This is a genomic window from Streptomyces spinosisporus, from assembly GCF_022698145.1.
Classification (GTDB): domain Bacteria; phylum Actinomycetota; class Actinomycetes; order Streptomycetales; family Streptomycetaceae; genus Streptomyces; species Streptomyces spinosisporus.
This window is the reverse complement of sequence record NZ_JALDAX010000036.1, coordinates 1-22,968: the sequence shown is the minus strand read 5'-3', so window position 1 is coordinate 22,968 and position 22,968 is coordinate 1. Positions and strand designations below refer to the sequence as shown.

At 70.1% G+C, this 22,968-nt stretch carries 21 protein-coding genes and 1 pseudogene; 10 read left to right on the top strand and 12 right to left on the bottom strand.

Annotation, left to right across the window (positions count from 1 at the left end; translation table 11 throughout):
• Positions 1–1,303 precede the first annotated feature (1,303 nt).
• A complete protein-coding gene (locus MQN93_RS42910) occupies positions 1,304–1,468 on the bottom strand; it encodes a hypothetical protein (protein WP_242713785.1) in 165 nt (54 codons plus the stop codon).
• 508 nt (positions 1,469–1,976) lie between these two features.
• Between MQN93_RS42910 and MQN93_RS42905 the strand changes: the two genes are divergently transcribed.
• From MQN93_RS42905 to MQN93_RS44500, 4 genes and pseudogenes are all read left to right on the top strand, one after another.
• Positions 1,977–2,729 (top strand): hypothetical protein, encoded by a 753-nt coding sequence (locus MQN93_RS42905; RefSeq protein ID WP_242713784.1) that lies wholly within the window; start codon positions 1,977–1,979, stop codon positions 2,727–2,729.
• A 137-nt stretch (positions 2,730–2,866) separates the two neighbouring features.
• Positions 2,867–4,072 (top strand): hypothetical protein, encoded by a 1,206-nt coding sequence (locus MQN93_RS42900; protein ID WP_242713783.1) that lies wholly within the window; start codon positions 2,867–2,869, stop codon positions 4,070–4,072.
• The gene (locus tag MQN93_RS42895; RefSeq protein ID WP_242713782.1) at positions 4,069–4,518 is read left to right on the top strand and encodes a hypothetical protein; all 450 of its coding nucleotides are present in this window, start codon (positions 4,069–4,071) and stop codon (positions 4,516–4,518) included. The genes MQN93_RS42900 and MQN93_RS42895 overlap by 4 nt, the downstream gene beginning before the upstream one ends.
• Before the next feature lie 78 nt (positions 4,519–4,596).
• A pseudogene (locus MQN93_RS44500) lies at positions 4,597–4,932 on the top strand (LexA family protein); the annotation flags it as partial.
• A gap of 20 nt (positions 4,933–4,952) precedes the next feature.
• Here the strand turns inward: MQN93_RS44500 and MQN93_RS42885 are convergent.
• Positions 4,953–5,831 (bottom strand): nucleoside triphosphate pyrophosphohydrolase family protein, encoded by an 879-nt coding sequence (locus MQN93_RS42885; protein WP_242713781.1) that lies wholly within the window; start codon positions 5,829–5,831, stop codon positions 4,953–4,955.
• Positions 5,832–5,927: 96 nt separating this feature from the next.
• On the opposite strand from MQN93_RS42885, the gene MQN93_RS42880 reads away from it, so the two are divergent.
• Genes MQN93_RS42880 through MQN93_RS42865 form a run of 4 tightly spaced genes read left to right on the top strand, consistent with a single transcriptional unit; the run spans position 5,928 to position 8,353 of the window.
• Positions 5,928–6,212, top strand: coding sequence for a phosphopantetheine-binding protein (locus MQN93_RS42880; protein ID WP_242713780.1), 285 nt, complete (start codon positions 5,928–5,930; stop codon positions 6,210–6,212).
• A complete protein-coding gene (locus MQN93_RS42875; RefSeq protein WP_242713779.1) occupies positions 6,209–6,616 on the top strand; it encodes a helix-turn-helix domain-containing protein in 408 nt (135 codons plus the stop codon). The genes MQN93_RS42880 and MQN93_RS42875 overlap by 4 nt, the downstream gene beginning before the upstream one ends.
• Before the next feature lie 8 nt (positions 6,617–6,624).
• Complete coding sequence (locus MQN93_RS42870; RefSeq protein ID WP_242713778.1) at positions 6,625–7,509, top strand: ImmA/IrrE family metallo-endopeptidase; 885 nt, start codon at positions 6,625–6,627, stop codon at positions 7,507–7,509.
• A 55-nt stretch (positions 7,510–7,564) separates the two neighbouring features.
• Positions 7,565–8,353, top strand: a complete 789-nt coding sequence (locus MQN93_RS42865; RefSeq protein ID WP_242713777.1) for a thymidylate synthase — start codon at positions 7,565–7,567, stop codon at positions 8,351–8,353.
• Positions 8,354–8,362: 9 nt separating this feature from the next.
• On the opposite strand, the gene MQN93_RS42860 is transcribed toward MQN93_RS42865, so the two are convergent.
• The gene (locus MQN93_RS42860) at positions 8,363–9,424 is read right to left on the bottom strand and encodes a nucleotide kinase domain-containing protein (RefSeq protein WP_242713786.1); all 1,062 of its coding nucleotides are present in this window, start codon (positions 9,422–9,424) and stop codon (positions 8,363–8,365) included.
• Between the two features lie 17 nt (positions 9,425–9,441).
• Here MQN93_RS42860 and MQN93_RS42855 point away from each other — a divergent pair, with 17 nt between their 5' ends.
• Positions 9,442–9,726, top strand: coding sequence for a hypothetical protein (locus MQN93_RS42855; protein ID WP_242713776.1), 285 nt, complete (start codon positions 9,442–9,444; stop codon positions 9,724–9,726).
• An 809-nt stretch (positions 9,727–10,535) separates the two neighbouring features.
• On the top strand, positions 10,536–11,624 hold the full coding sequence (locus tag MQN93_RS42850) for a hypothetical protein (protein WP_242713775.1): 1,089 nt from the start codon (positions 10,536–10,538) through the stop codon (positions 11,622–11,624).
• Between the two features lie 190 nt (positions 11,625–11,814).
• On the opposite strand, the gene MQN93_RS42845 is transcribed toward MQN93_RS42850, so the two are convergent.
• The 9 genes from MQN93_RS42845 to MQN93_RS42805 all read right to left on the bottom strand — a co-directional run bounded on the left by MQN93_RS42845 (position 11,815) and on the right by MQN93_RS42805 (position 22,705).
• The gene (locus MQN93_RS42845; protein WP_242713774.1) at positions 11,815–12,636 is read right to left on the bottom strand and encodes an AAA family ATPase; all 822 of its coding nucleotides are present in this window, start codon (positions 12,634–12,636) and stop codon (positions 11,815–11,817) included.
• Complete coding sequence (locus MQN93_RS42840; protein ID WP_242713773.1) at positions 12,633–14,225, bottom strand: TnsB C-terminal domain-containing protein; 1,593 nt, start codon at positions 14,223–14,225, stop codon at positions 12,633–12,635. Before MQN93_RS42840 ends, MQN93_RS42845 begins: the two co-directional genes overlap by 4 nt.
• A 57-nt stretch (positions 14,226–14,282) precedes the next feature.
• Positions 14,283–15,005: a type I-E CRISPR-associated protein Cas6/Cse3/CasE gene (gene cas6e / locus MQN93_RS42835; protein WP_242713772.1), complete on the bottom strand. Its 723-nt coding sequence runs from the start codon at positions 15,003–15,005 to the stop codon at positions 14,283–14,285.
• Entirely contained in the window at positions 15,002–15,790 is a 789-nt protein-coding gene (cas5e, locus tag MQN93_RS42830) for a type I-E CRISPR-associated protein Cas5/CasD (RefSeq protein WP_242713771.1), read from the bottom strand. Before cas5e ends, cas6e begins: the two co-directional genes overlap by 4 nt.
• Positions 15,787–16,980 (bottom strand): type I-E CRISPR-associated protein Cas7/Cse4/CasC, encoded by a 1,194-nt coding sequence (cas7e, locus tag MQN93_RS42825; RefSeq protein ID WP_278191824.1) that lies wholly within the window; start codon positions 16,978–16,980, stop codon positions 15,787–15,789. The genes cas5e and cas7e overlap by 4 nt, the downstream gene beginning before the upstream one ends.
• A 1-nt stretch (position 16,981) precedes the next feature.
• A complete protein-coding gene (locus tag MQN93_RS42820) occupies positions 16,982–17,380 on the bottom strand; it encodes a type I-E CRISPR-associated protein Cse2/CasB (protein ID WP_242713770.1) in 399 nt (132 codons plus the stop codon).
• Between the two features lie 349 nt (positions 17,381–17,729).
• Entirely contained in the window at positions 17,730–19,271 is a 1,542-nt protein-coding gene (gene casA / locus MQN93_RS42815; protein WP_242713769.1) for a type I-E CRISPR-associated protein Cse1/CasA, read from the bottom strand.
• A gap of 574 nt (positions 19,272–19,845) precedes the next feature.
• Positions 19,846–20,652 (bottom strand): hypothetical protein, encoded by an 807-nt coding sequence (locus MQN93_RS42810; protein ID WP_242713768.1) that lies wholly within the window; start codon positions 20,650–20,652, stop codon positions 19,846–19,848.
• Entirely contained in the window at positions 20,537–22,705 is a 2,169-nt protein-coding gene (locus MQN93_RS42805) for a CRISPR-associated endonuclease Cas3'' (protein ID WP_242713767.1), read from the bottom strand. The genes MQN93_RS42810 and MQN93_RS42805 overlap by 116 nt, the downstream gene beginning before the upstream one ends.
• Positions 22,706–22,968: the final 263 nt, after the last annotated feature.

Sequence of the window (22,968 nt, the reverse complement as noted above, 5' to 3'; positions counted from 1 at the left end):
GCAAGGGAGTTGAAGTACCGTCACTCCGTGCCGGCACACGAATTGCTCCGCAATCCGGTCTGGAATTCGCTCCGCGAATTCCAGAAAACCGCTAGCAGCCCGAGAGCCTAACTGGCCGAATCTCAGAGCAGCATGACGCTCTTTCAAAAAGCCTTACCACTAATTTCGTTCGAGATCGCTGCAAAACAAGCTGGCCCTGCTTCTAAGAAGCCCATATCGGTCTACGCTTTCTAGCTCCCCAGCTTTCCCCGGGGAGCTAGAAATAGTTTTTACTTATTGGCTAGAATCTCTGTGAGAGTGGACGTTGGCGGAAACTAAAATACTTAATCGCTGTGCGGGTTGCGGTAATCCATTGGCCGATAAGGTTAGGAATGTTGGGCTTATCGACAAGTGCCACCATGATGGATAGGAGCCAAAAGTGAGGAAAGATGACGCCCATAATTATCGGGATTAGTGCGCCTGTTTCGATAAGCGGACTCTTGTAGGTTCGATAAAGGAAGTGGATTGAATTCATTTTCTGTAATCTCCTTGATTTTTTGATGCGCATTTCGAAATGCCGTTCCCTTTGCCGAGGGTTGTAGGCAAAATAAACCCCCCCCCCACTTCGGTGAGGGAGCTGAGCTTGCAGATATGTCAGGCTACGGCGGCCCTCTGCAAACTGCCTTACTCATGTCTTTGCTCTTTGGGACGTGGCATTTGGTCTGCTTGCCGTGCTGGCCTTGGGCTATGAGACTTTCTGCGGTGTTTGCGTTACGCATGGTTCCTCCTTCTAGGTACAAAAAACCCGAAGGGGCGGAGACCCTTCGGTTTGGAGCAGAGTAATGTCTAGCTGATCTGTGATTTGGCCTCTTTCAGCGGTTGATTTGCCTGTGCTACGGCATTATGCGGGTGTGCGTTGCTTTCCGCCAAGCGTGGCTGGTGAGAGCGTGCGGTTCGACGCCTGCCGTGTTTTCGATCTTCGTTGTGCGGGTTCTAGGGTGTTAGTGGTGCGGTTCTTGCGGAGCCACCTTTATAGCAGTGGATTCTGAATAGGACAAGGCTCGGCACTGGGTGCTGACGAGCCCGTGAGGATATTCGGGGAGGCTGAGCGGGCAGGTGGCGCGGAGCGTTTGATATTGCCACTCGGGTTTGTCTTGGCGTTGACGTGGTGCAGGAGGGCCGAGCCCAGCCACGGCTCGTCGTTCTCGGCGGTGGGCGCGTCGCGGCGGATGACGAGCAGACCGTGGGCGTAGTTGCCCACCGCGTGGGGTGGGTGTAACGGCTCGCCAGGCGCATCCAATTCCCCGGCCGCGGCGGCACGGAATCAGTCCAGCATGCGGGTGATGAAGCCGTACATGCCGTCGGCCGGGTCCCGCTCGGTGGCCGTGGAGCGGTACAGGCAGGGGTAGCGGGCCCAGACGACGTGTGGGGTCGAGGTCCGTGTGATCGTTGCCAGGTACGTCTGCGGAACGGGTACGGTCCAGCGCATGGTGCGCGGCTTCGATGCATCTGAGGCCATGTATGACGGCACGGACCGGGCAGAGGCATGGGACGTCATCCGGCCCTTCGTGGCTGATTGGTACACACCCTTGACCGACGGCGACGGCATCGACGAAGGCAGCCACCGCCCTGGGGCCGGTCCAACATCTGGCACTGTGACGGGAGTTCGATGCATTCATGGGCGGACGTTGTCGGAGCCAGCCCGTAGCCTGGTTCGTGGAGCGCACCGATGTCGGTGACCTGTGCAAGCCCCAATGGATCCGTCGCGGTCCGGGGTGGCCAATGCCGGGGTTCCCCTTGAGGAACCTGCGGCGGCCGGGCATGGTGATCTGTCCAAGGTGGTCGTGACGGCCCAATGCCCTGCAGCAGCGGGGAGGCGGTACGGCGGCGGCACCGACCTCTGCACATGCGGCAGGCGGACCCACTCCGCGTCCCGATCCGCCCGGGAACAGCGGCGAGCAAGCGGCCGTTCCCGCGTACGAAAGCAGAGGTGCGGTATGTCGCCGCGTCGTTCCCACCGCCCGTCCGGGCCCTTCCGTTATCTCGACGAACCCGAGTGGCGGGCCCGCTTCGTCCAGGCCGGCCTCGCCGACCCCAGGTGCACCCTCGATGAGCGCGCGCTGGAACGCGTCGCCACCGAGATCATCGACATCAAACCCCTGCTCGACACCCACGGCCGCGGCAACAACATGGTCGTCACCGGCTTCAAGAAGCTGGCGGTCAAGCAGATCGAAAGCGAGTACGGAACCTTGTTCCAGCTCCTGGGCCACCAGTCCGGCCTCGCTGGCGCGATCAACCAGTTCAACATCCGCTTCGCCCACGACGTGGCCGCCAGCACGGAGGTGTCCACCCCGAAGGTGAAGCCGGCCAAGGCCGAGGACGGCCGACATCCCGCCCTCATGGAGGCCGAGTTCACCTCCGAGCAGGAGTTGCTGAAGCACCTGACCTTTATCGAGGGCCGACTGACCGCTGCCGAGAAGGCCCGGAAGTACGACCTGAAGGAAGACCTGGCGGTCTCGGGCCAATCCGAGCGGGCCACCTACCACGTGGTGCGCTACCACGTCGGTGACGAAATCTGGGACACCGTCAGCGCCACGGCCGGCTCGAACCGCACCGGCACCGCCATGCCCTGTTCGGGATCCAGGCTGCTGCCGGTCTGCTCGGCCTCAACCAGTCCGCGCTCGGCGGCCCGACCGGTCAGCGCTGGCGCAATCCCGCCGACTGGCGCGACCGCTACACCACCCTGCTGAACAAGTACGCCGAGTTCGACCCCGAGGACATCGAGATCCCCGACGCCCCGGACGCCGTAGCCGAGGCCCAGGAGGCTCGGCAGTGGGCCCAGCTCGCCGCCGCCGCCCGGCAGGTCGCGGTCACCAACGTAGCGATCGTGATCGGGTTCATCCCCAAGGCTGCCACGCGCCCGGACTTCGATGCGGCGCTGGCGTCAACCAACCTGCGCACCCATCTGCGCGGGCCCCTGGACTTCACCGACACCAACCAGGCGATGGCCGCCGCCAGGAAGCTGGCTGACCACGCCTACAGCGACAACGGGATCACAGAGCTGCAGCACTCGGTCCTCACCGGCACCACCCCAGCGGCCGAGTTGCACGCCGACCCGCGGGAGGCGGTGGCGGAGCTCGTGCGGCTGGTCGACGAAGTCGTCTACCCCAGCGACCGGAAGGCACTGCGCCGAACCACGAAGGTGCTGGTCGAGCCGTCTCCCTCACTTCTGAGAGACAAGCATGCGAAGGCCCGCGGCGAGATCCGCAGTGCGCTGCTCACCGCCGCGGTCGGCGGTGTCGACCTGCCGGCTGCTGCCATGGACAACCCGCATCGGACGGCCGTGCCCAAGGGCCTGATCACCACCGGGCTGTCCGTCGAGAAGCTGATTGCCGCAGCAACCGACTCCAACCCGAGCGCAGCCCGTGCCGCGGCCCGCGGTGAGCTGGGCCACCTGGCGGTGCCCGGCCTGGTCAACGGCAAGGTGTTCCTGGGCCCCTACGGGTCGACGGGTGACCGCCGTCTGACGTCCACCAAGCTCGCCGCCGCCGCCGACAGCGAAGACGGCGTCCTGCTGTTCATCGAGGCGATCGACGCCTTCGCGCGGGTGATGCAGCTGCGCGCGGGACGCCCGGTGTCTGCACAGTCGGTACCGGAGGGCCGGCTGCGCCGCGTGGACAACGGCGACTTCGACGCTACGAGCAAGTCGGCCGACTCGGAGTGGTTCACCGGCCACTGGCCGGTGTCGAGCGGCAGCGACGACTCGAACGACGAAGCCGGCACTCCGTCGGGCCCATCGCTCAGCGAGCAGTGGGCGGAGCAGGTCAAGAAGACGCAGGGGCTCGTGGACGTTGCCATGCGCGGCGTGGCCAACGTGGTCAAGCACTTCAAGGCGATGGGGCCGCTGGTCGGGCCGGACCGGGAGATGACCAGCGGTGAGCGGCAGGGCTGGCAGGACCAGCTCGATGCCATGGAGGACCTCGTGGGGGAGGCTGGCCGGTACCTGCGGAAGCTGCGGAATTCAACGGTCGACACGGAGGACACCGGCGGCAGTGCCGACGACTTCGTCTATGCCACCGGGGAGCCTGAGTGAGCGCCTCTCTGCCGGGTCCGCGGACGCCCGAAGACGCCCCACCTCTCCCCGGCCCGGTTCTCCAGCGAGTCCACATCCCGCTGCTGGCGCGCGCCCTCGGCAGCTACAGTGCCGCCGATCCCGTCTGGTTCCGGGTCGACACCGTCAGGGCGTTCTTCCCTGGCCTGTACCTCGTGGTCGACGCCCAGGGCCGGATCGTCTGGCTCGGCATGGCGGCAGGCTTCCTAGGCGTGACCGGGCGGATCGTGCAGCACCGGACCGAACCGTGGAAGCGCCGGGTCTTTGACCGGGTCTTCGTCGCCGAGGCGCGGGAGGAGATCACCCGCCCCGCGCTGGAGGCCGCGGAAGGCTGGGCCGCGGACGCGCTGAATCTGCGCACCTGGATGCCGTACCGCACCTGGCCAGCCTCGACCAACTGGGGCGCCCTCGTTTCCAGCCGTTCCTGACTGCACGACGGAGGGCGTGGCGGGACTGCCTCGGGTGCTCCCGCCACGCCCCTTCCTGGCCTGCCCAACCGGCTGCCCGACCCCACGATGCCCTCGGTGCCACTTCGCTCGAGTGCCCGGGCCGACACGACCACCCCGTCGGCCGCAACGAGCGAACCCCCAGGGGCTACCCCCGCCCCCCGCAGAGGAAGAACCGTGACTGCTTCCCGGGAGGAGTCCTCCGAGACCGGTTGGATTCCGGTCGTCGGCGACTCGATGATCGAGGCCGCGATCTGCGACGGCGACTGGGCCACCGCCGCCGCCATGCTCGACGGCGAGGCCACCGTCAAGCGCTTCAAACACGAGGACGGCCATGTCTGGCTCCTCCCGCACAACTCCGTCTACGAGCCGATCCCCGGTGACGACGCGACCTGATCAGCCTTGGCTGCTCATGGTTAGAGCGGGTCGACGGTGAGCAGGCGTCGGTCGAGGTCGAGGTGGATAGTGCCGCCGTTTTGTTCGCGTAGTTGGCGCCAGGCGGTGTAGCCGGTGAGGATGGCGTGCTCCCAGTCCGCGGCGCGGCAGACGCTGACTTCGAGGTGGGCGGTCATGTGGCCGATGGTGGTGAGCAGTTCGTTGTCGATGTGCTTGATGTCGGCGAAGTAGCGGTGACGGGCGGCGTAGGAGAAGACGAGGGCGGAAATGCCTTCTTCGATGGCGATGGCGCGGCCGCCGTCTTCGGCTTCGTCGGTGCGGGGGATGCTCTTGCGTTTGCGGCCGAGGAGGAAGCGGGTGACGGGGGACCAGCCGAGGACGGCAGCGTGGGCGAGGTGGAAGGCGTCGTGGAAGCGGTAGTCGTCTTCGATGTGGGAGGCGCTGGTGAGGGGGTCGCCGGCGGGGGTGCCGTCTTCGCGGGTGAGGACGATGACGGTGCGGCCGTCGTCTCGGGTGGTGGGGGTGAAGGTGAGGGTGGTCTGGCGTGGGAGGCGCTCGTGGTCGGGGAAGTGGTCGTCGAAGTGGGTGTGTTCGGTGTCGGGGGTGGTGCGCCAGCGGTCTTTGGTCTTTTCCAGGCTGGCGGTGGCGATGTCGTCGAGGTCGAGGTCGAAGCGGTGGGCGAGGGCGGCTATGTACCACAGGACGTCGCCGAGTTCTTCGCGTAACTGGTGCTTGCCTTGCTCGTGGGCGGGCCCGTCGCGCAGGTGTTTTTTGTAGGCGGTGGTGAGGGAGCCGACTTCGCCGGCGAGGCCGAGGAGGGGGACGAGGACGGGGTCGGTGTCCTCGGTGGGGGGTTGGAGGGTCTTGATGGCGGCCTGCTGGTAGCGCTGGAAGTCCACACTCGCTCCTTGTCTGATCTTGGGACAGGTCTGTCGGATTCCCCGACGCTGTCGTATCCTAGGACAACGACGTTGGAAATGCAGACGATTGGGGGAGTGCTGAGTACCGTCACACCGGGCATCGACGACATCGTCTCGGTCGTCATCGAGTTCCTGGCCGAGCTGCAGGAGAAGTCCGCGGACGAGGTCAGGGCGGAACTCGAGGGCGGTGGAGCGGAGTTGCCGGTCGACTCGCTCCTGATCGTGGAGATCCTCACGCGCGTGGAGGAGCGCTACTCCATCGCCATTCCCGCCGACCGCCAGTCGGCCGAGGCCACCCGGTCCGTGCAGGCCTTCGCCCGCGCGGTGCGGGAGGCCGTCATCGAAAGGCAGCAACCATGACCCCTTCCCCTTCCGATGCCCGTGCTCGCGATCCCGAGCTCACCCAGCTCGGCGAGCGGCTGAAGAAGACCCGTGACTACCTCAACATGTCGCAGCAGTTCGTCTCCGACAACACCGGCATCCCCCGCTCGGCGATCAGCGACATCGAGCGCGGAGAGCGGCGGGTGGACAGCCTGGAGCTGAAGAAGCTTGCCCGCCTGTACCGGCAGCCGATCGCCTACTTCCTGGCCGAGGAGGAGAACGCGGACGCCGGCGAGTACGCCCTGGCCGGACTGCCCCGTGCGCTGGCCCAGTTGACCGACGGCGATCAGAAGACGGTGATGGAGTTCGCCGAGTACCTCTCGCTGCGACGCGCGGCGGAGAAGGAGCAGGAAGGCTCTGAGCAGCAGGGCACGGGGCGGTGAACTGGGGGGTGGCGCATCGCATCGCCGGGATCGCGGCCACCCAGGCCCATCGCGACCTGGGCATCGACCGTAGCTGTTACGTGCCTGTCCACCAGGCGTTGAAGACGGCCGGATTGGTGGGCATGGCGCAGCCGATGCCGCGCCTGTTCGGCGTCTACCTCTCCCCCGCCGACAACGGGCCGGCCGTGCTGCTCAACGCCAACCTGAACATCGTCACCCAGCGGCACACCGCGGCCCACGAACTCGGGCATCACATCCTGCACCACCGCACGGCGGCCGACGACGACCTCAGTCCGGCGCTGCGGTGGGGCAACGGCAGCTGGCCGGACGAGGAGAAGACCGCCGAGGCGTTCGCCGCCTGGTTCCTCATGCCGCGCCCGGCGGTGCTGGCCGGTCTCGACCGGGTCTGCCAGGGACAGCCGACCAGCCCGGAACACGTGTACCGGCTGGCGAGGGAGCTGGGCACCTCGTACGCGGGCACGGTGCGGCACCTGCAGAACCTTCGTCTGCTGGACGCCGACCTGGCCCGCCAGTGGGCGAAGATCTCCCCGGCCGCGCTCCGCAGCTCTCTGGCGGGCGGGGCCGCCCTGCTCGTGGATGCCCAAGTCCACGTCGTCACCGCCGCTTCCCACCTGCAGCGGGTGCACGTCGATGCCGGTGATGTGCTGATCGCCCGCGGCGCCGGGGCCGCGTTCGTCTCGCTGCCCAAGGGCCTGGCCCGCTGGACGGATGTGGCACCGGCAGCGGAGCCGGCCGAGGCGGCTGTGGTGACCGACGAGCTTTCCGACCCGGCCGTGCTCGAGGTGTCGACGGCCGGCTGGGACGAGCCGGTACAGCTGACGGTGGTGCGTGATGCGCCTCGCGCCGGTGTGCACGACGTCTGGCCGGACTGACGCCCCTGCCGCGCCGGACTCCTTGGTAACCCTGTCGACCGTGCCAGGAGGATTCATGATCAGCTTCGATGTCACCGGCGGTGACGTCACCCGCGCCTGGATCGCCGCCTGCAACGCCCTGGACCGCAAGGACAACCCGTCGCGCACCGGCCTGCACACCGTGGTGCGCATCACCGACCCCACCGCCGACGACCCCGGCTTCCGCACGGAACTGGACCGGCTGCGCACTGCCAAACGGCACGAGCCCATCGAGACGGTCGCCGGCACCCTCTTCCCGGCCGACCTCGCAGCCCGAGCCACCGACCACGCCAGCCTCGTGGCCCGCTACCGGGCCATGTACCCGCGGATCAAGCGCTATCCCGGCAACGCGCACGGCACCTACTTCGGCCGCCTGGTCGCCTACCCGGGCGCGAAGAAGACCGACATCGACCAGATAGGCAACATCATCGGCCGGCTGCGCAAGCAGGCCTCGAGCAAGGGGCCGATGACCGCCGCCTACGAAGCCGACCTCGCCCACCCCGCCGACGGCGACCTGCCGGCCGGGCTGCTCGTGCACGCCGCCGACCGCGACAACCTCTACCGCGGCTTCCCCTGCCTGAGCCACGTGTCCTTCCAGCTGGACCGCGACCGCCGGGTGCACGCCGCGGCGCTCTACCGCAGCCAGTACATGTTCGAACGGGCCTACGGCAACTACCTGGGCCTGGGCCGGCTCCTGGCCTACATCGCAGCCCAGGCCGGCCTGGCCGTCGGCACGCTGACCGTCGTGGCCGGCCACGCCCACCTGGACGGGCCGCTCACCGCCATACGGCCGCTGCTGAGCGGCACCCCGACCCTGGCCGCATAGAGCCCCGGGTCAACAGGCCTCGTTGATGCCCCACTTGGGCGGGAACCAGGCCAGCATCGGCGCCGCCGAGGAGCGGTAGGTCTGCTTGATGCGGCTGCGGCCGCTGATCCCGGCGATCTCCGGATGGGCGACACGCGCGTACTTGTCGACCTCGCAGAACAGGTTCTGGCAGTCGATCAACTGCAGCGGCCGACCCCGCAGGCCGGGGAAGGACAAACCCAGACGGGTGAAGTGCTCGTCCTGGGTGTCGGCCATGTACCGGATGATTTCTGCCTCGATGCCGTCGGCCGCCGGGCCGAAGCACTTACGGATCCCGTCCCTGGCGCCGGGCCCGGCGACGACGAAGTCCATCTCCGAAAACGGCATCGCGGCGGCGTAGTTGAGGTCGATGACGAACTGATACGCCAGGAACGGGCCGATGGCCGGGTAACCCAGCAGCACCTCGTAGGCATCCCGCAGCGTCGGCGCAGCCAGCACCCTCTCCGGCGCACCGGAGGTCATCATCATCTCCAGCAGCCGCAGATGGTTACGGTGCTTGCGCTCCTCCCCCAGCTGCGGCGGCGGCACGATATAGGCGGCCGAGTACAGCCGCTCCCCCGCCGCGAACGCCCGGGACAGCACCCGGTCAAAGGCCCGGTGGTCGTAGCCGTCCCAGCGCACCTCGCTCAGTGCTCCGGTCAAGAGCCGCCAGGTGGATTCCTTGTTGAAGACCTTGAACAGCAGGGTGCGGAAGAAGACCTCCTCCCACTCCTGCTCACCGCCGTAGATGACGTCACCGATCAACACCTGGCTCACCCGGTCCGCGGCCCGGAAACAGTTGGTGAACCGGTACCTCGACAGGATCGGATCACTCGTCCACGGCCCCGGCCCGCCGGCCAGCCGCGCCTCGTACACCGCCTGCCGTGCCGCAGCAAACCGCCAGTACGTGTCGAACACCGGCGTGGGACGCAGCGTCCGCCCCGCCACTCGGATACCGCCCCGGGCCGAAGCCCCCGAGCCCTCCGACGTCCGGCGTCCTTGCAGCAGCGTCACCATGCGCTCAATATATATTCGATATAGGGCCGTTGGCACAGCCAAAGGGGGAAACCGTGGACCTGCTGTGGCAGCAGCCCCGCCGCAACACACTCATCTCCTGGCCACACGACGTCGACCAACGCCTCGACATACTCGTACGCGTTGCCGCAGCCGCAGGCGAACAGACCTCCCGCTCCCAGATCCTCGCCGCCCTCGTCGCCACCGCCGACACCGCACCCGACGCCATAGCGGAACTACTCCACACCTACCGGCGCCTTGCCGCCGACGCCCTCACCGCAGACAACGAACGCACCGATCTGCCCACCGTCCGCACCCCCGGACCCACCCGCGCAAAATGACTTGGCGCTGACTGCTCCCGAGGTGGACTCGTCGGCACCGGGAACGACGGCATTTCTTCAGGCGATCGAGGACTCCACCGAGCGGACCTCAAGGGACGTGCCCCACCCCCGTCGAGAGAGCGGGACACTCCCTCCCATACCTACGTGACGTGCGCCACAATGGCGGACTTTTGACTGCGGGGAGCCCCCCGGTCCCCTACTGTCCTCCTTGAGATGGATGGGGGGTGATTCCCTTGTTCCACCTTTTGCTCCGATTTACGGAGGAAGTAGCCGCTGGCTACGTCTCAGTCCAGATCTTCAACTGGATTGAGAAGCGCAAGGCCAAGCGGTCGCAGTAACCCCCTCACCCGAGGGGTTTTTTTATGTCCCCACACAGCCGGATCAGGCTCAGCAGCTCCCCGTCGGCGGGTTGAGCGAGTAGATCCGAAGTGACTAAATCTCCAGGCAGTCACGCTTCACGTCAAAACGCGCAACTCGAGGGGCACAGTCCCGTCCTGACGGGCACTCATCGTGAACTTCCGGCGGTCGGGTACGACTTCGTGAAAGCCCTGCCGGTGACCCAGACGGTCATGCCGGCCTCGAACGCCTTGGTATGCGGTGTGATGCACGCGGATCCACCGCGGCTCAGCCTCTCTCTGGCAGGCCCCCTCCACGCTAAACCTGACACCCAGTCCCCGCACATGCCGACGTCCCGGGTCCCCAGCACCACAGCCACTTCGCGCTGCCGGTCGCGAGGCACCGCAGCGTTGTCAGTGGGGCGTTCTAGCCTGAAGAGGGCTGGGGATGGAAAGTCGCAGAGAGGGCCGCACATGAACTCCAGTTACTACCGGAGTCAGTTGGACAGGAAGAACAGGGCTCGCGCTGACGCGGAGAAGAAGGTCGGCGATTTCCGCCAGAAGGAGGCCGACAAGCGGGCGAAGGCCACGAAGGAACGGGTGGCGGCAGAGAAGGCCAGCAGTCTGAGCACTCGGCAAAGCAAGCAACGCACGGCTCAGCGGTACGAGGACGATGCCAACAAGGCGGCCCGTGATGCTGGCACCTGGAGCGCCACGGTGGCCAAGCTCAGCAAGGAGGCCGCGGACCTGGCGGCCAAATTGTCCAAGGCGGAGCAGACCGAGCGGGCAGCAGCCGAGAAGGCCCACCAGCGCGAGCAGGAGCAGGCTCGGCGGCATGCCACCGTCAGTCAGCGCCGGATCGAGAGCCGTCTGTCGACGACGGAGGGACAGGTGCGCACCGTCCTGAAGGAACTTCGGGCTCCGAAGCCGGAAAAGCTGCGGGTGCTGCTCCTGGGAGCCGCCTCCGCCGGTGATCTGCGGGTCGGCCAGGAGCAACAGAGGATCCGCGCGGCCGTGCAGAGCGCCACACATCGTGATCTCGTCGAACTGGACGTTCACCCAGCGGCGACAGCAGACGTCTTCTTGGACGCACTGACCCGATTCCGCCCGCACGTCGTGCATTTCTCCGGCCACAGCACGCAGGAGCTGATCGCCTTCGAGAAGGGCGAGGACGGCTTCCACGAGAGTGCCATCGTCAGTGCCAGTGCTTTCGCCCGTGCCATCGCCGCCGTGGATGACAAACCGCTACTGGTCCTGCTCAATTCCTGCCACTCCGCTGCGCAGACCGGAAACCTGGTCGGCATCGTGCCGTTCGCCATCGGTATGTCCGACACCATCGGCGACGTCGACGCCATCACCTACGCAGCACGGTTCTACGCCGCCGTCGCCGACGGCCAGTCAGTCCAGGGCGCACACCTGCTCAGTCAGGCGGCCGTTGAGATGAACGGCCTCCTCGATCACGACCTTCCGACCCTGACCTGGGCCACGAACGTCGATCCGAGTGCCACGAAGCTGGTCACACCTCCTCCAGAAGGAAGGCCGGCTGCGGCTGAGCCCGCATGATCGCGCCACGGACCGGGCGAACACATCGTCTGCATGAACATCCGCTGCCCCGCGGACGGACCTGACCCACTGGTGCAGTCCTGCAGGCCCGGTCAGGTTGGCACACTGCGCAGCAGCTGCATCTGGCAGGAACGGCGCTGCGTTATGCGTACGTTCGTGTCGTTTCTGCTGGCTTCTAGCCTGGACCTGCTCAGTCGGCGTGGCGTTGGGTGGGGTCGAGCCGGCTCAGGACGGCGCGTACGAGGTCGCGGCTGAAGGCAGGCCCCGGCGCATTGTCCGGGGTGGTGCCGCCACCTTGCTCTTGGATCAGGTAGGTGATTTTGGCCCATTGGCGGAAGTTGCCGTGGCAGGCGAGGTCGTCGATCCACAGCAGGTCGTCGGCGGGTACGTCCGCCCACAGGGGGTGGTACTGGGGGATGACGGTGAGGATCTCGCCGGGGGTGAGGGGGGTGTAGCGCTGCCAGACGAGGATGCGGGAGTCCAGTGCGGGCCGGTTCTTGATCTTCTGGTAGCAGGTTTCGGCGCCGACGAGGACGACGGCCAGGCGGGTGTCCTCGTCGTCCCACAGCTCGCGGATGAATTCGAAGGCGCGGGTGTCCAGCCACTGTGCCTCGTCGACGACCAGCACGCGGGGCTTCTCGGCCAGGGCCTCCTTGAGCAGGGCTTCGCAGCGGGTGCTGTTGAGGGGGGCCTGGCCGGGCAGCTCGAGCCTTTTGTAGAGGGCGGCGCGCAGGGCTTGGATCTTGGAGGAGCTGAGTTTGATGCGCAGCGTGGTGTGGGGGGCGAGTTCGTCGAGGTGGAGGTTGACGGCGAAGGTCTTGCCCAGGCCGACGCCGCCGTGGACGCACATGATGGCGCCGTTGCCGGCATCGGCCTTCAGGGTGGTGACCAGGTTGGCGTAGGTCTCGGCGCTGGCGTCGGTGAGCATGGCGCGGGCGCCGGGCAGGCCCAGGTAGTGGTAGTTGGGGCCGGTGGCCGGTTTTTCCAGCGGCGTGGTGTCCGGGTGGGTCACGGGGCGTCCTTGTCCGGGGAGTTGGGGCTGGGCAGGGGCGGGGTCCAGCAAGTGGAGGCGGGGCGGGGCCGGTTGAGGAGATCGGGGCGGGCCTCGGCGTGCAGGTCCGCTGCCGGCGTGTGCAGTTGGCGCAGCCGGGCGGTGGCCTGGCCGGCGGTGAGCCGCTCGAGGGGGGTGGGCGGGGCGGCGGTCGTGGTGGCGGCGTAGCGGGGCTTGGCGTCCTTGCGGGCCCGGCGCGCCTTGACGGCGTAGCGGTCGGCCTCGCGGCGGCGGGCGTTGCGCAACTCGCGGGCCTGGGCCGGGCTCATCTCGTCGCTGCGGTAGGCGGGGCCGCGGTGGGCGAGGGTGTCGGCGTCGTAGAGCTCGACGCAGTGGTAGTGGTGGGGCTCGTGGCGCAGGCGGACCATCTCGCCCGCGCTGGAATGGCCGTGCATCCAGTCGCCGACGTAGTAGGCGCCCTTCCAGCGCACCCCCTTGCTGGTGATCTTCAGGGGCCCTCCGGCGTCTTGGAGGGTGTAGGTGTGCAGGTCGCCCGGGTCGAGGGTGTCGATGGGGGTCAGGTCGGCCTGCCAGGCCTGGGCGGGGGTGCGCCGGTGGAGGCGGGCCAGGGGGTGGTCGTTGTTCCACCAGTCGACCCAGTCCAGGAGGAGGGTGACGAAGGTGTCGTACTCGAGGAGTTCCTCGAGGGCCCACAGGGGCTGGCCGCGGCGGTCGCGGCGGGTTCGGGGGGTGTGGGCGTAGCCGGGCAGGCCCTTGCACAGCGTGTGCTTGACGGCGGCGTTGACGGCTTCGACGGTGCCCTTGAGGTGGGGGCTGTAGGGCGGCAGGACGATCAGCTCGGTGCCGAACTTCTTGAACGCCTCGTCCACGCACCGGCCGAGGAAGTCGCGGCCGCGGTCGATGCGGACCTTGGCGGGGACGCCGCCGAAGGGCCGGTGGTGGCCGCCGCACAGGATGGCATCGCGGGCGGCGGCCAGGACGGCGTCCTGGCTGGGCTGGTGGGGGGTGATGGCCAGGCCGCAGATGACGGCGGTGGCGTGGTCGACGAACCAGGTGATCCAGGGTTTTAAGCGCCGGCCGTCGACGGTGACGAAGACGCTGGCTTCGACGTGGTCGGCCTCCCAGACGTCGTTCTTGTGGCTGTGCGGGCGCAGGGCGTGGACGTCGTGGCGGCGGCGTGCCGCCTCTCCCCCGCCGAGGGCGGCGCGCTGGCCGGGGCTGAGATCGCGGCCCACGGCGCGGTGGAAGGTGGCCGGGGAGACGCTGGGCGGGGTGCCGAGCAGGCCGTCGGCGGCGAGTTGGCGGTAGGCGGCGCTGACGTTGCCGTGCCATTGGGCGAGCGCGTCGTGCATGGCGGGGGTGAGGGTGAAGCGGGGCCGGCCCTGGGGGGTGTAGGTGCCGTGGTGGGCGGCGGCGTTGTCCATCCAGCGGCGCACGGTGCGCCAGTGGACGGCGAAGGCGTCGGCGACGGTGCGCACCTCACGGTGGGTCAGGCGTCCGGCGTCGCGCAGGCGCAGCAGGCGGCGGACCGCCGCCGCACGCAACGCGGTGGTGTCGAACGGGCCGTCGGGTGCGGGCGGGGCAGGCACGGGGAGCTTTTGGGCCTTCCGGGATGGCCGGCACGGGCCGGCCGGCGGGCGGGGGAATTAGGCGGGGGCGAGGGAGAGCAGGCCGGCGCCGTAGGGCTTGCCGCGGCCGATGCCGGCCAGCACCGCGTGACGCAGCCAGCCGGGGTCGGTGATGGTGGCCAGGCCGTCGAAGCGGGTCAGGGCGTGGCGGTAGATGTCGGGCTGCCGGCCGGGGTGGGTGCGGGTGACGGGGTGGCGCCAGGCACGCAACACGGTGAGGTCGGTGCGCAGCAGGCTCAGCCCGGCGTGGCCGGCCTTGCGCTGCCACCAGGCCAGGGCGGCCTCGCCGGTGAGCGGGACGTCCGTGTGGCGCCGCAGGGCGGGGAAGAACGGGTCGCCGCAGTCGTCGACACTCTTGCGGCGGACGCTGGGGTTGGCGGTGATGCGGTAGCGCACGCGGCGGCCGGCCCTCAGGGCGTCCAGCATCGGGGCCAGGTCGCGGGTTTCGCGGCTGCCGTAGGCGGCGGGCAGGCGGGCCAGGTCGGGTGGCAGCAGGCACTGCACGAGCAGGGCGGGCGGGCTGTGGCCGGTGGCGTCGTCCAGGCGGAAGAGCAGCCCGGCCTTCTGCCGGGGCTGCTCGCCGAGGCCGTCGGGGGCCAGCAGCATGACCCGCTGGTGCAGTCCGGTCGGGTGGGCCAGGTCGTGGCGTACCTGAGCGCTGCGCAGGTTCAGGCGGATGCGGACCAGGGTCGCGCCCGCGGCACCGGGCACCACAGCAGAGGGCGTGGGTGTGGGTGTCATGGGGTGGTGTCCTGCAGGTAGGCGGCCAGGGCATCGAGGGCGGGCGGGGCGGCGTAGAGGCGGGCGGGCAGCAGCTCGGTGGTGCACCAGACACGGCGGGTGTGGTGCAGGCGCCGGGTCGGGGTGAAGTCGGCGGGCACGTCGGCGACTTCCCGGTGGGAGGAGGCGGCGGGCACGTGCTCGGGCCGCCGTTCCCAGACGAAGTCCACGGGCACGGTGGCCTGTTCGGGGTGCGGCGGGCTGGCCAGGCTGAGCGGGACGGTGCGCAGGAGTTCGCCGACGGGGTCGGGATGCGGGCCGCCCAGGACGAGCGGTTCGTCGGGGACACAGGCGCGCCGGCCCAGATAGGGGGCGAAGGCGGGCCGCTCCAGCCGGCGCGTGAGGTGCTCGAGCAGCACGTCGGGGCCGTGCACGGCGAGGGTGAAGACGGCGTCGGCGAGATAGACACGGTGACTGACGAACGTGGAGGCCTGCCGACTGCGGTAGCCGCCGCTGCTGGTGCGCAGGCCCTGCTTGTAGGGGCGGCCGCCGCCGGCGGTGTGGAAGTCGGTGTGCCGGTGGCCGGGCCGGTCGATACGGACGGTGAACTCAAGGCCCGCGTAGGGGTGTTGGCCGGTGGCCGGATCCGGGGTCAGGGCGTCCTCCCGCGGGCGGCCCTCGGCGGCGGCGAACAGGCCGATCAGGGCGGAGCGGGAGGGAAACGGCAGGGTGTCGCGGTAGCCGAAGGCGGCGTGTTCCCCGAACGACATCAGCGGCGCGGACAGCCGCAGCAGGATCCCGTTCACCCCGTCGCCCCGGACGCGGCGGGCCGGGCGGCGGCCTCGGTGACGGCGTGGACGAGATCCCCGAAGCACGGGTGGGCGGTGCCGAGATGGTCCACGGGCGTGTCCTGCACGCTGGTGTAGCCGTGGGCGATGTGGCGCCGTGTGCCCAGCAGCCGGCCCACGGCGGCCGCGTGCTGCGACAGGGCCGCAACTGCGCGCTCGGTGTGGCCGCCGCCCGCCGCATGCCGGACGGGCTGTTCGAAGGCGGCCGCGTAGGAGACCGGGCGGCGGTCGCGCACCGCGTAATGGATCAGGTGGGGCAGGGTGTGCGGGGCGGTGGAGGTCTTCTTCGCCCGGGGCATGGATTCGATGAACGCGGCCGTGAACAGGCCGAGCAGGTGCCGGGCCTGGGTGTCGTCGCCGTCGAGGTTGCGGGTCAGCTCGGTGAGGTTGACGGTGGCGTAGCGGTACAGGACGCCGGTGGTGAAGAAGGCGGTCTGCACATGGGCGCTGCCCCGCTCGCCGTCGGCGGCCCAGTCCTCCACGGCGGTGAAGTAGTCCGGCTGCGGGTCGCTTTGGTGCACGGTGAAGGCGTGCGCCAGCTGCACCGCGCCGTCCACGTGGGCGCCGGGGACCTCGGCGAGCATGCGGCCGAAGAGGTTGATGGTGGCGGTCCGGCGCTTGATCAGTGCGGCGACCGTGCGGGTGGGCAGGACGGCGGGCGCAGCGATGTCCCTGGATCGGGTGCGGGCCTTGTCCGCGGCGGTGGCGGCCGCCTGGACGCGCGCCTCTTCCAGCTGCGGTCGGTGCTCCTGGCACAGCTCGACCAGCTCGGCGAGGACCGCGCGCGGCAGATACAGCAGGGCGGAGGTGATGCCGCCCTGGCCGGCCTCGGTCTTCAGCCCCTCTGTGCTGGCCGAGCGGACGACCTGGGCTCCGGCGAAGGCGGCCAGCTCGGCCGGCCAGCCGGCCTGGCGCAGGGCGTCGGCCACCCGCAGGGGCAGCATCCGGGTACGGGCGGCATGCTCATCCAGGTCGGCCTCCAGCATCAGCCGGATGGCCCGCTTCCAGCACTGCGAGGACACCATCGCCCGCATCACCCCGCCCAGCAGCAGCGACTTGGGTTCGTCGTCCTCCCCCCGGTTGAGCACCGAGGCGGGCACCGGGTGCAGGGCGTGCAGGTCGATGTAGCGGGCGGGCACGTAGGCCATGTCAGTCCTGTCGGCAGGTGAGACGGTCGAGGGTGAGGAAGTAGCGCTCGCGCCAGCGCGCCGCGACATGCAGCCGGTCGTCGTCCCACCAGGCCAGGTCCTCCAGCAGGACGGCGAAGTCGAGCCGGCCGGCACCCCGGCCGTGCAGATGGGCGGCGAGCGAGACCAGCCGGGGATGCAGCAGCGCGGCCGGCAGCCGGGTCAGCGTGCGCAGCCGGTCGTCCATGCGGTGCTGCTTGAACCCGTGCCGGATGACCGCCAGGGCCAGGCTGGTGCCGAGATTCGGACGCTCCCGCCACAGCGCCCCCGCTGTCTTTGCCTGCGGTGCGGGCTCGTCCGGCGGCGCTGCGGCCGCGGCGGACGGCCGCCCAGGCTGCGGCTCGCCGCCAGCCGCCAGCATTCGCTGATCGCCGGCCGCCGGCGTTCGCGGACCGCCGGGGACGGGGGGAGGGAACTCGGGGGTGCAGGGGCCCTCCCGGCGGCGACGGTGTAGTGGGCGCGGCGGGCACCGAACCGGGCGGTGCGGGCGGCGAGGTACCTCTGCATCCGCTCGCACTGCTCCACGGGGCGCCCCCGGCCGGAGGCGAGATCGGCGCGCACCCCGTTGAAGGCGCACAGACCGATGATCTCGGCGACGAAGTCGTCGTAATGGGCGCGGCGTTCCTCGGTGGTCACAGCGGGCACAACACGTCTCCAGCAGGCGAACGGGGGGCGGGGATGAGACAGGGCACAGCAGCGGCCGGATCGGGTCACCAAGCGGGCCGCCGGGCGGGCGAGGGCGGGCGGTGCAGTTGGGCCACCGCGCGGGCGAGAGCCGGACCGGCGGCGAAGTGGCGGGCGAGCAGCGGGCGGGTGACCTCACGCAGCACGGCGACCGCCTCGACCGCGAACGCCGCCCGCACCTCCTCCTCGCCGTGGCCGGGCTGCTCGAGCAGGCGCCAGAACACCCGCTCAGCGCGCGGCCAGTACGCGGCACTGGCGCGGGTGGCCCACGAGGGCAGCCGCCTCGGCGGCCGCGCCGCCCCGGCGAGGGCGCGCACGGCCTGCCGACAGACCTGTTGCAACAGCGCCCCGACCTCCTCGGCGGCGATGCGGCACGCGGCGACCCGCTCCGCACTGTCGGGATCGTGTTCCTGCATCCAGGGCCAGATCGGCGGGGTCAGGGCGGTGTACCAGGTGCGGTTGGCGGTCCGGCCCTCCTGGTCGAAGCCGTGCACCCGCACCCGCAGGCCACCACGCACCTCGCCGGGCAGGTCGTTGAGGGCGGCGAAGGCCTCCGGGCGCCGGACGGCGGCGGTTTCGTCCCCGGCCAGCAGCAGGGCGTCCAGATCCCGCCACAGGGCCCGGTCGGCGTCCGCCCGGCGCGGCCGGTGGCGCCGGCTTGCGGGCTTGCCCGTATCGACGTGGTGGATGAGGAACGGGTCGACGGCGGGCAGCTTCGTCACGGCGGCCGCACTCACGAACGCGTCGGTGACCTGCCTCCCGTCCGCGGACGGGAGCAGCAGCAGGGCGTGCACCGAGCGGCCGGTCAGCAGCCGGCCCGGCCAGGTCACCGCGGCCGGCCCGGCCAGCGGGTCGGGCAGCGAGGGCTCCTCCCACGGGCAGTGATCCGCCTGCTCGGGCCAGTCGTCGGCAGGCTTGGGCACACCGGCCAGCAGCGTCTCGAACAGGGTGCGGCCCAGCGGATGGAAGGACAGCGCGGAGCGCAGCGGCCCAGCCACCGTCTTGGTCAGGCGCCGGCCCCCGACCGTGCGCGCCGAACACAGGCCGGACGCCCCGTAGAAGTGGTGGATCAGCAGATGCCACAGCGCCTGATCGCTGGGCACCGGCCGCGGATCGGTGTCCGTATGCGGACTCAGCCATGCCAGGTTGTTGCCCTCCGGGCGGCCGAAGACGAGCTTGTTGACCCCGGCCCGCCGCTCGCACTGCACCGCCAGCCGAGGATCCTGCAGGAAAGGCCGCACCGGATCGAACAGATCCCACGTGTAGCGGGCGAAGTAGGCCTCCACCGCGCCGGCATCGAACCCGCCGGGCCGCTCGAGGAGCTGCCGGCGGCGCGCCGCCCACTCCCCCACACTCATCTCCGGATCATCCAGCCCGGTGATCCGGGCGGCCATCGCGGTCAGCAGCCGCAGCACCGCGGACGCCGCCGGCGGCAGCGGCAACGCCAGATCCTCGATCTCATGCGCGCGCAGCAGCAGCCCGCGCCAGCCCAGCGATTCCTGCCGGCCGTCGCAGAACACCACCGGAATGCACGGCTCGTGGTCCGTGAGGTACCGCGGCGCAGACACAGGAACACTCCAAAGACCGGGCCAAACAAGCAGACAGGGACAACGGCGAGGAGGAGAACGGCAGGCGCCAGATCGCTGCCGGCCGGTGCACACCCGCCCCGCCCCCAGGCACCACAGCAGCAACGGGGACGGCTGCAGCCCCGGCCGGGGGCGGTGGCAGGTCGAGCCGGAGCAAAGGAAGCGGAGTTGGGCTCCGAGGGAGCCGCACCGCGGTCGGCCGCGCTCACTACCGCGATCGCGCGGCAGGGCGCGTCGACGCGCTCACGGCTGCCCCGCCGCCGGCGCCCCTTTCGTCAGGTCCGGCCGGCCGCGGAGCAGAGCCCCCTTGTCGCCGGTGATCCCTCTGAATGCCGGCGTGCCGCACGAAACAGGTCACGGGCGGCGGCTGTCTCATCCCCACAGCCGCACCAACGAGCCGAAAAGCCGACCGTCACACCATCGACCGCGCCCACCGGATCCCGCCACCGCACCCCTCAGCCTTAAGAAGGAAAAGACATGAGGTGAGACGGACGAGAGGTCAACTCTCTTTCGGTCATGGCCTGTTCGGAGGGCAGCTAGACGAAGAGGAGGGCGTTCACTCACTCGTGTGGACCAGCCCGAGCACCGGATCCAGGCGCAGAGTATGGCGGTCCGCGCGCACTTGCTCGTCCGGGCGGTCGGTGGGGTGCTCCAGCAGCACCAGGTCGGCGAGCAGGGCGTGCTTGTGCCAGGCCGCGGGGGCGTGGTGGGCGCGGCCCAGGCCGGCGACCCAGGCGGCGGGCACAGGCAGGGTGTGCCGCAGGATGCTGCGGATCTGCCCCGGCGTCGGCTCCCGCTCCACAACCAGTGGCCGGGTGCCGGCCGCATCGAGGGCCGGCTGCCCGGCCGGGGTGCGGTAGACGGGCAGCACACGGCGCGGCATGACACCCAGCCGGGTGGCGGCGTCACGGGCATGCAGGTGCTGGCGGTGCAGGTCGGCCAGCGACAGCGTGTGCCGCGGCGCAGGAATCAGATGCAGGGCGCTGCGGTGTTCCTCGAGGCGCTGCCGGCTCTGATGCGTGCGATAGCGGGGCTCGAGGCCGGGGGTGGTGCGGGCCAGGTCTTCGGCGTCCCCGTGCACGGCCTCGACCAGGCGCTGGACGTCGTCGGGCACATCGAGCGTGAGGGTGCCCTCCGGCCGGCCGGCCAGGTGGGCGGCCGTGGCATGAGGGAGGAAGGGCGCATCCAGGGTGCGCCAGGCGGCCGGCAGCAGCGTGCGGCCTTCCTCGTCGACCGGCTGCAGGACCTCAAGCCGCGGCCGCCCGCGCGTCTGCAGCCAGGCGGGCCTGCGGCCGGCCACCGGGCCGTCCCACAGGGGCTCGAAGCGCCACAGGCGGCCCAGGCGCTGCAGCAGGGTGTGCACCGGGGCGAGGGTCGCTGACCATGACGTCGACGTCGATGTCCAGGCTCATGTCGAGCAGGCCGGTGCTCACCACCACGAGCCGGGCCGGGCGTTCGCCGGTACGCCCCAGGCAGCCGCGAATGCGGCGCATCACCTCCTCGCGCTGATGGCCGGGCAGACGGGCGTGCAGCAGCACCAGCCCGCCCCCAGGCCCACCCGGCCACGCCAGCACCCGACGCAGGTGCTGGTAGGTGCGCTGGGCGTCGGCCACGGTCGCGCACACCACCGCCGCGCAGCCGCCGCCGGCGACGACCGGTGCGATCTCGGCGGTGATCCGCTGAAGCCGGTACTCCCGGGCCGGCGTGCCGCCGGGATCGGGGTGGGTGTCGTGGCGCACCGGGTGCAGGCGGATCTGGGCCGTGCGGCGCAGACGCCCGGCGTGGGCGGCGGCCGCCGCAGCGTCGATGCGGACAGGGCAGGCATCGGCGGCCGCGGCGAACAGCCAGCCCGGATAGCCGGGCGTGAAGTCCCGGCCGGCGAGCGCCGCACGGGAGTGGCCGGCTCCGGCGAGGTAACTGCGCACCAACTCGTTGCTGGTACGCCGCGGCAGGGTGGCGGACAGCAGCACGACGGGACAGCCCAGCGCCCCCAGCCAGGCCAGCAGACGCCCCAGCAGCTGCCGCATGAACGGGCTCAGCGCGTGCACCTCATCTACGATCACCGTGCGCCCGGACAGAGCCAGCAGCCGCAGCATGCCGAAACGGACCGGCAGCGCGGCCATCAATGCCTGATCGACGGTGGCCACCGTGAACTGCGCCAACAGCGCCCTGTCCCAGCCGCGCAGCCAGCCATCCGGCACCGTCACCCGCTCCCCGGGCCGCCCCACCACCCCCTCCCCGCCGACACCGCCCCCACCAGCCTCCACGCCCACGCCGGCCTCCACGTCCACGTCGGCGTCGGCGTCGGCGTCGGCGGGCCAGAACGCGTCACAGGTAGACGGCTCGCCAGAGGCCAGACGGCGGTCGGTGTAGGCGGAGTTGAGCCAGCTGTGACTGTGCACCAAGGACACCGGCGCATGCCCCAGGCGGTGCGCGGCCACATACCCCTCGAGCACGTCATAGGCGGCATCCGCGGCCGCCATCGTCGGCAGCAGCCAGCAGATACCGGCCGTCTGACCGCCCGCGTTGAAGATCCGGGCCGCCTCCAACGCGGCAATCGTCTTGCCGCCGCCGGTGGCATCGGTGACCACCACGATGCCCGCCCCCCGCTCCCCCACCGCCGCGGCAAGCCCCGTCATCAGCGAGGCCTGCAACGCGTTCGGCTCCACCACCGGCCCATGCACCCGGGCAAAAGGCGCGGCGGGCAACGAGATGCGGGCCAGCCCCGACTCCTCAAGCAGTCCCGGGGCGTCCCTGACCGCCCTCGCGTAGTGCTCGCCCGCGCCGAACGCAGGAGCCAGCGCCCGGGGCAGCCAGTAATGACGCTGGCTGGCCAGCCGGTCGGCGACCACCCCGACCCCCGTGATCAGCACCGCGGCCGGGACCGAGACCCGGGCCGGCACCACCGCGGCGCCGGTCAGATGCCGCACCAGGGCGAAATAGCGCCGCCGCAACTCCCGCCAACCCGGCCCGCCCAGCACGGTGTCGACCCGCCCCGACCGGGCCGCACCATCCAGATCAAGCTGAAGGAACCGGCCGTGATGGCCGCCCACGATCTGCGCCACCCGCACCCCAGCACTGTCGGAGGTGTCGGCCCGGTAGCCGGCCTCCGCCAGCAGCCCCAGCACGGCGTGCATCGACGCCCGCTCATGCGGCATCCGCCGCCAGCCCCCCGTATCCCCGCGCAACACCTCACTCACCCGCGCCCACGCAGGGGCCTCCACCTTCTGAAAAGCCGACAGCTTCCCCAGATCGTGCAGACCCGCCACGAACATCACCAACCGGCGGGCCTCGGCCACCGACACCCCACACCCCGCAGCAACCAGCCGCCGCTGACCACCCGCCACGAACCGGTCCCACACCACCCCCGCCACCGCCGCCGTATCCAGCAGATGAAACAACAACGGATACGCCACCCCCGCACCCCGGTCGAACTTCCCCCACGGCGTCAGATCCACCCCACCGAACCGGGCATCCCCCACCACCCCCACAACCCCACCCCCGCCATCAACTGCCCACCACCAACCACGCGTTGCGCAGCATCCTGCACCAAACCCCCGACCCCGGCCTCCGCTACAGTGAGCCACCACCCCACCCCGTGGAGGTCCCTCCAGATACTGCTGCGCGGGCACCAGCTCGTTCCACACCTCCCCACCCCCGTGGGGGTCGTTCCTGCCCC

Bases quoted from the DNA above. Each gene is read 5' to 3' on its own strand.
- cas7e (WP_278191824.1), bottom strand. From the start codon at position 16,980: ATGGCCTACGTGCCCGCCCGCTACATCGACCTGCACGCCCTGCACCCG.
- MQN93_RS42905 (WP_242713784.1), top strand. From the start codon at position 1,977: ATGTCGCCGCGTCGTTCCCACCGCCCGTCCGGGCCCTTCCGTTATCTC.
- MQN93_RS42865 (WP_242713777.1), top strand. From the start codon at position 7,565: ATGATCAGCTTCGATGTCACCGGCGGTGACGTCACCCGCGCCTGGATC.
- MQN93_RS42850 (WP_242713775.1), top strand. From the start codon at position 10,536: ATGAACTCCAGTTACTACCGGAGTCAGTTGGACAGGAAGAACAGGGCT.
- cas6e (WP_242713772.1), bottom strand. From the start codon at position 15,005: ATGACACCCACACCCACGCCCTCTGCTGTGGTGCCCGGTGCCGCGGGC.
- MQN93_RS42820 (WP_242713770.1), bottom strand. From the start codon at position 17,380: ATGCTGGCGGCTGGCGGCGAGCCGCAGCCTGGGCGGCCGTCCGCCGCG.
- MQN93_RS42875 (WP_242713779.1), top strand. From the start codon at position 6,209: ATGACCCCTTCCCCTTCCGATGCCCGTGCTCGCGATCCCGAGCTCACC.
- MQN93_RS42910 (WP_242713785.1), bottom strand. From the start codon at position 1,468: ATGCGCTGGACCGTACCCGTTCCGCAGACGTACCTGGCAACGATCACA.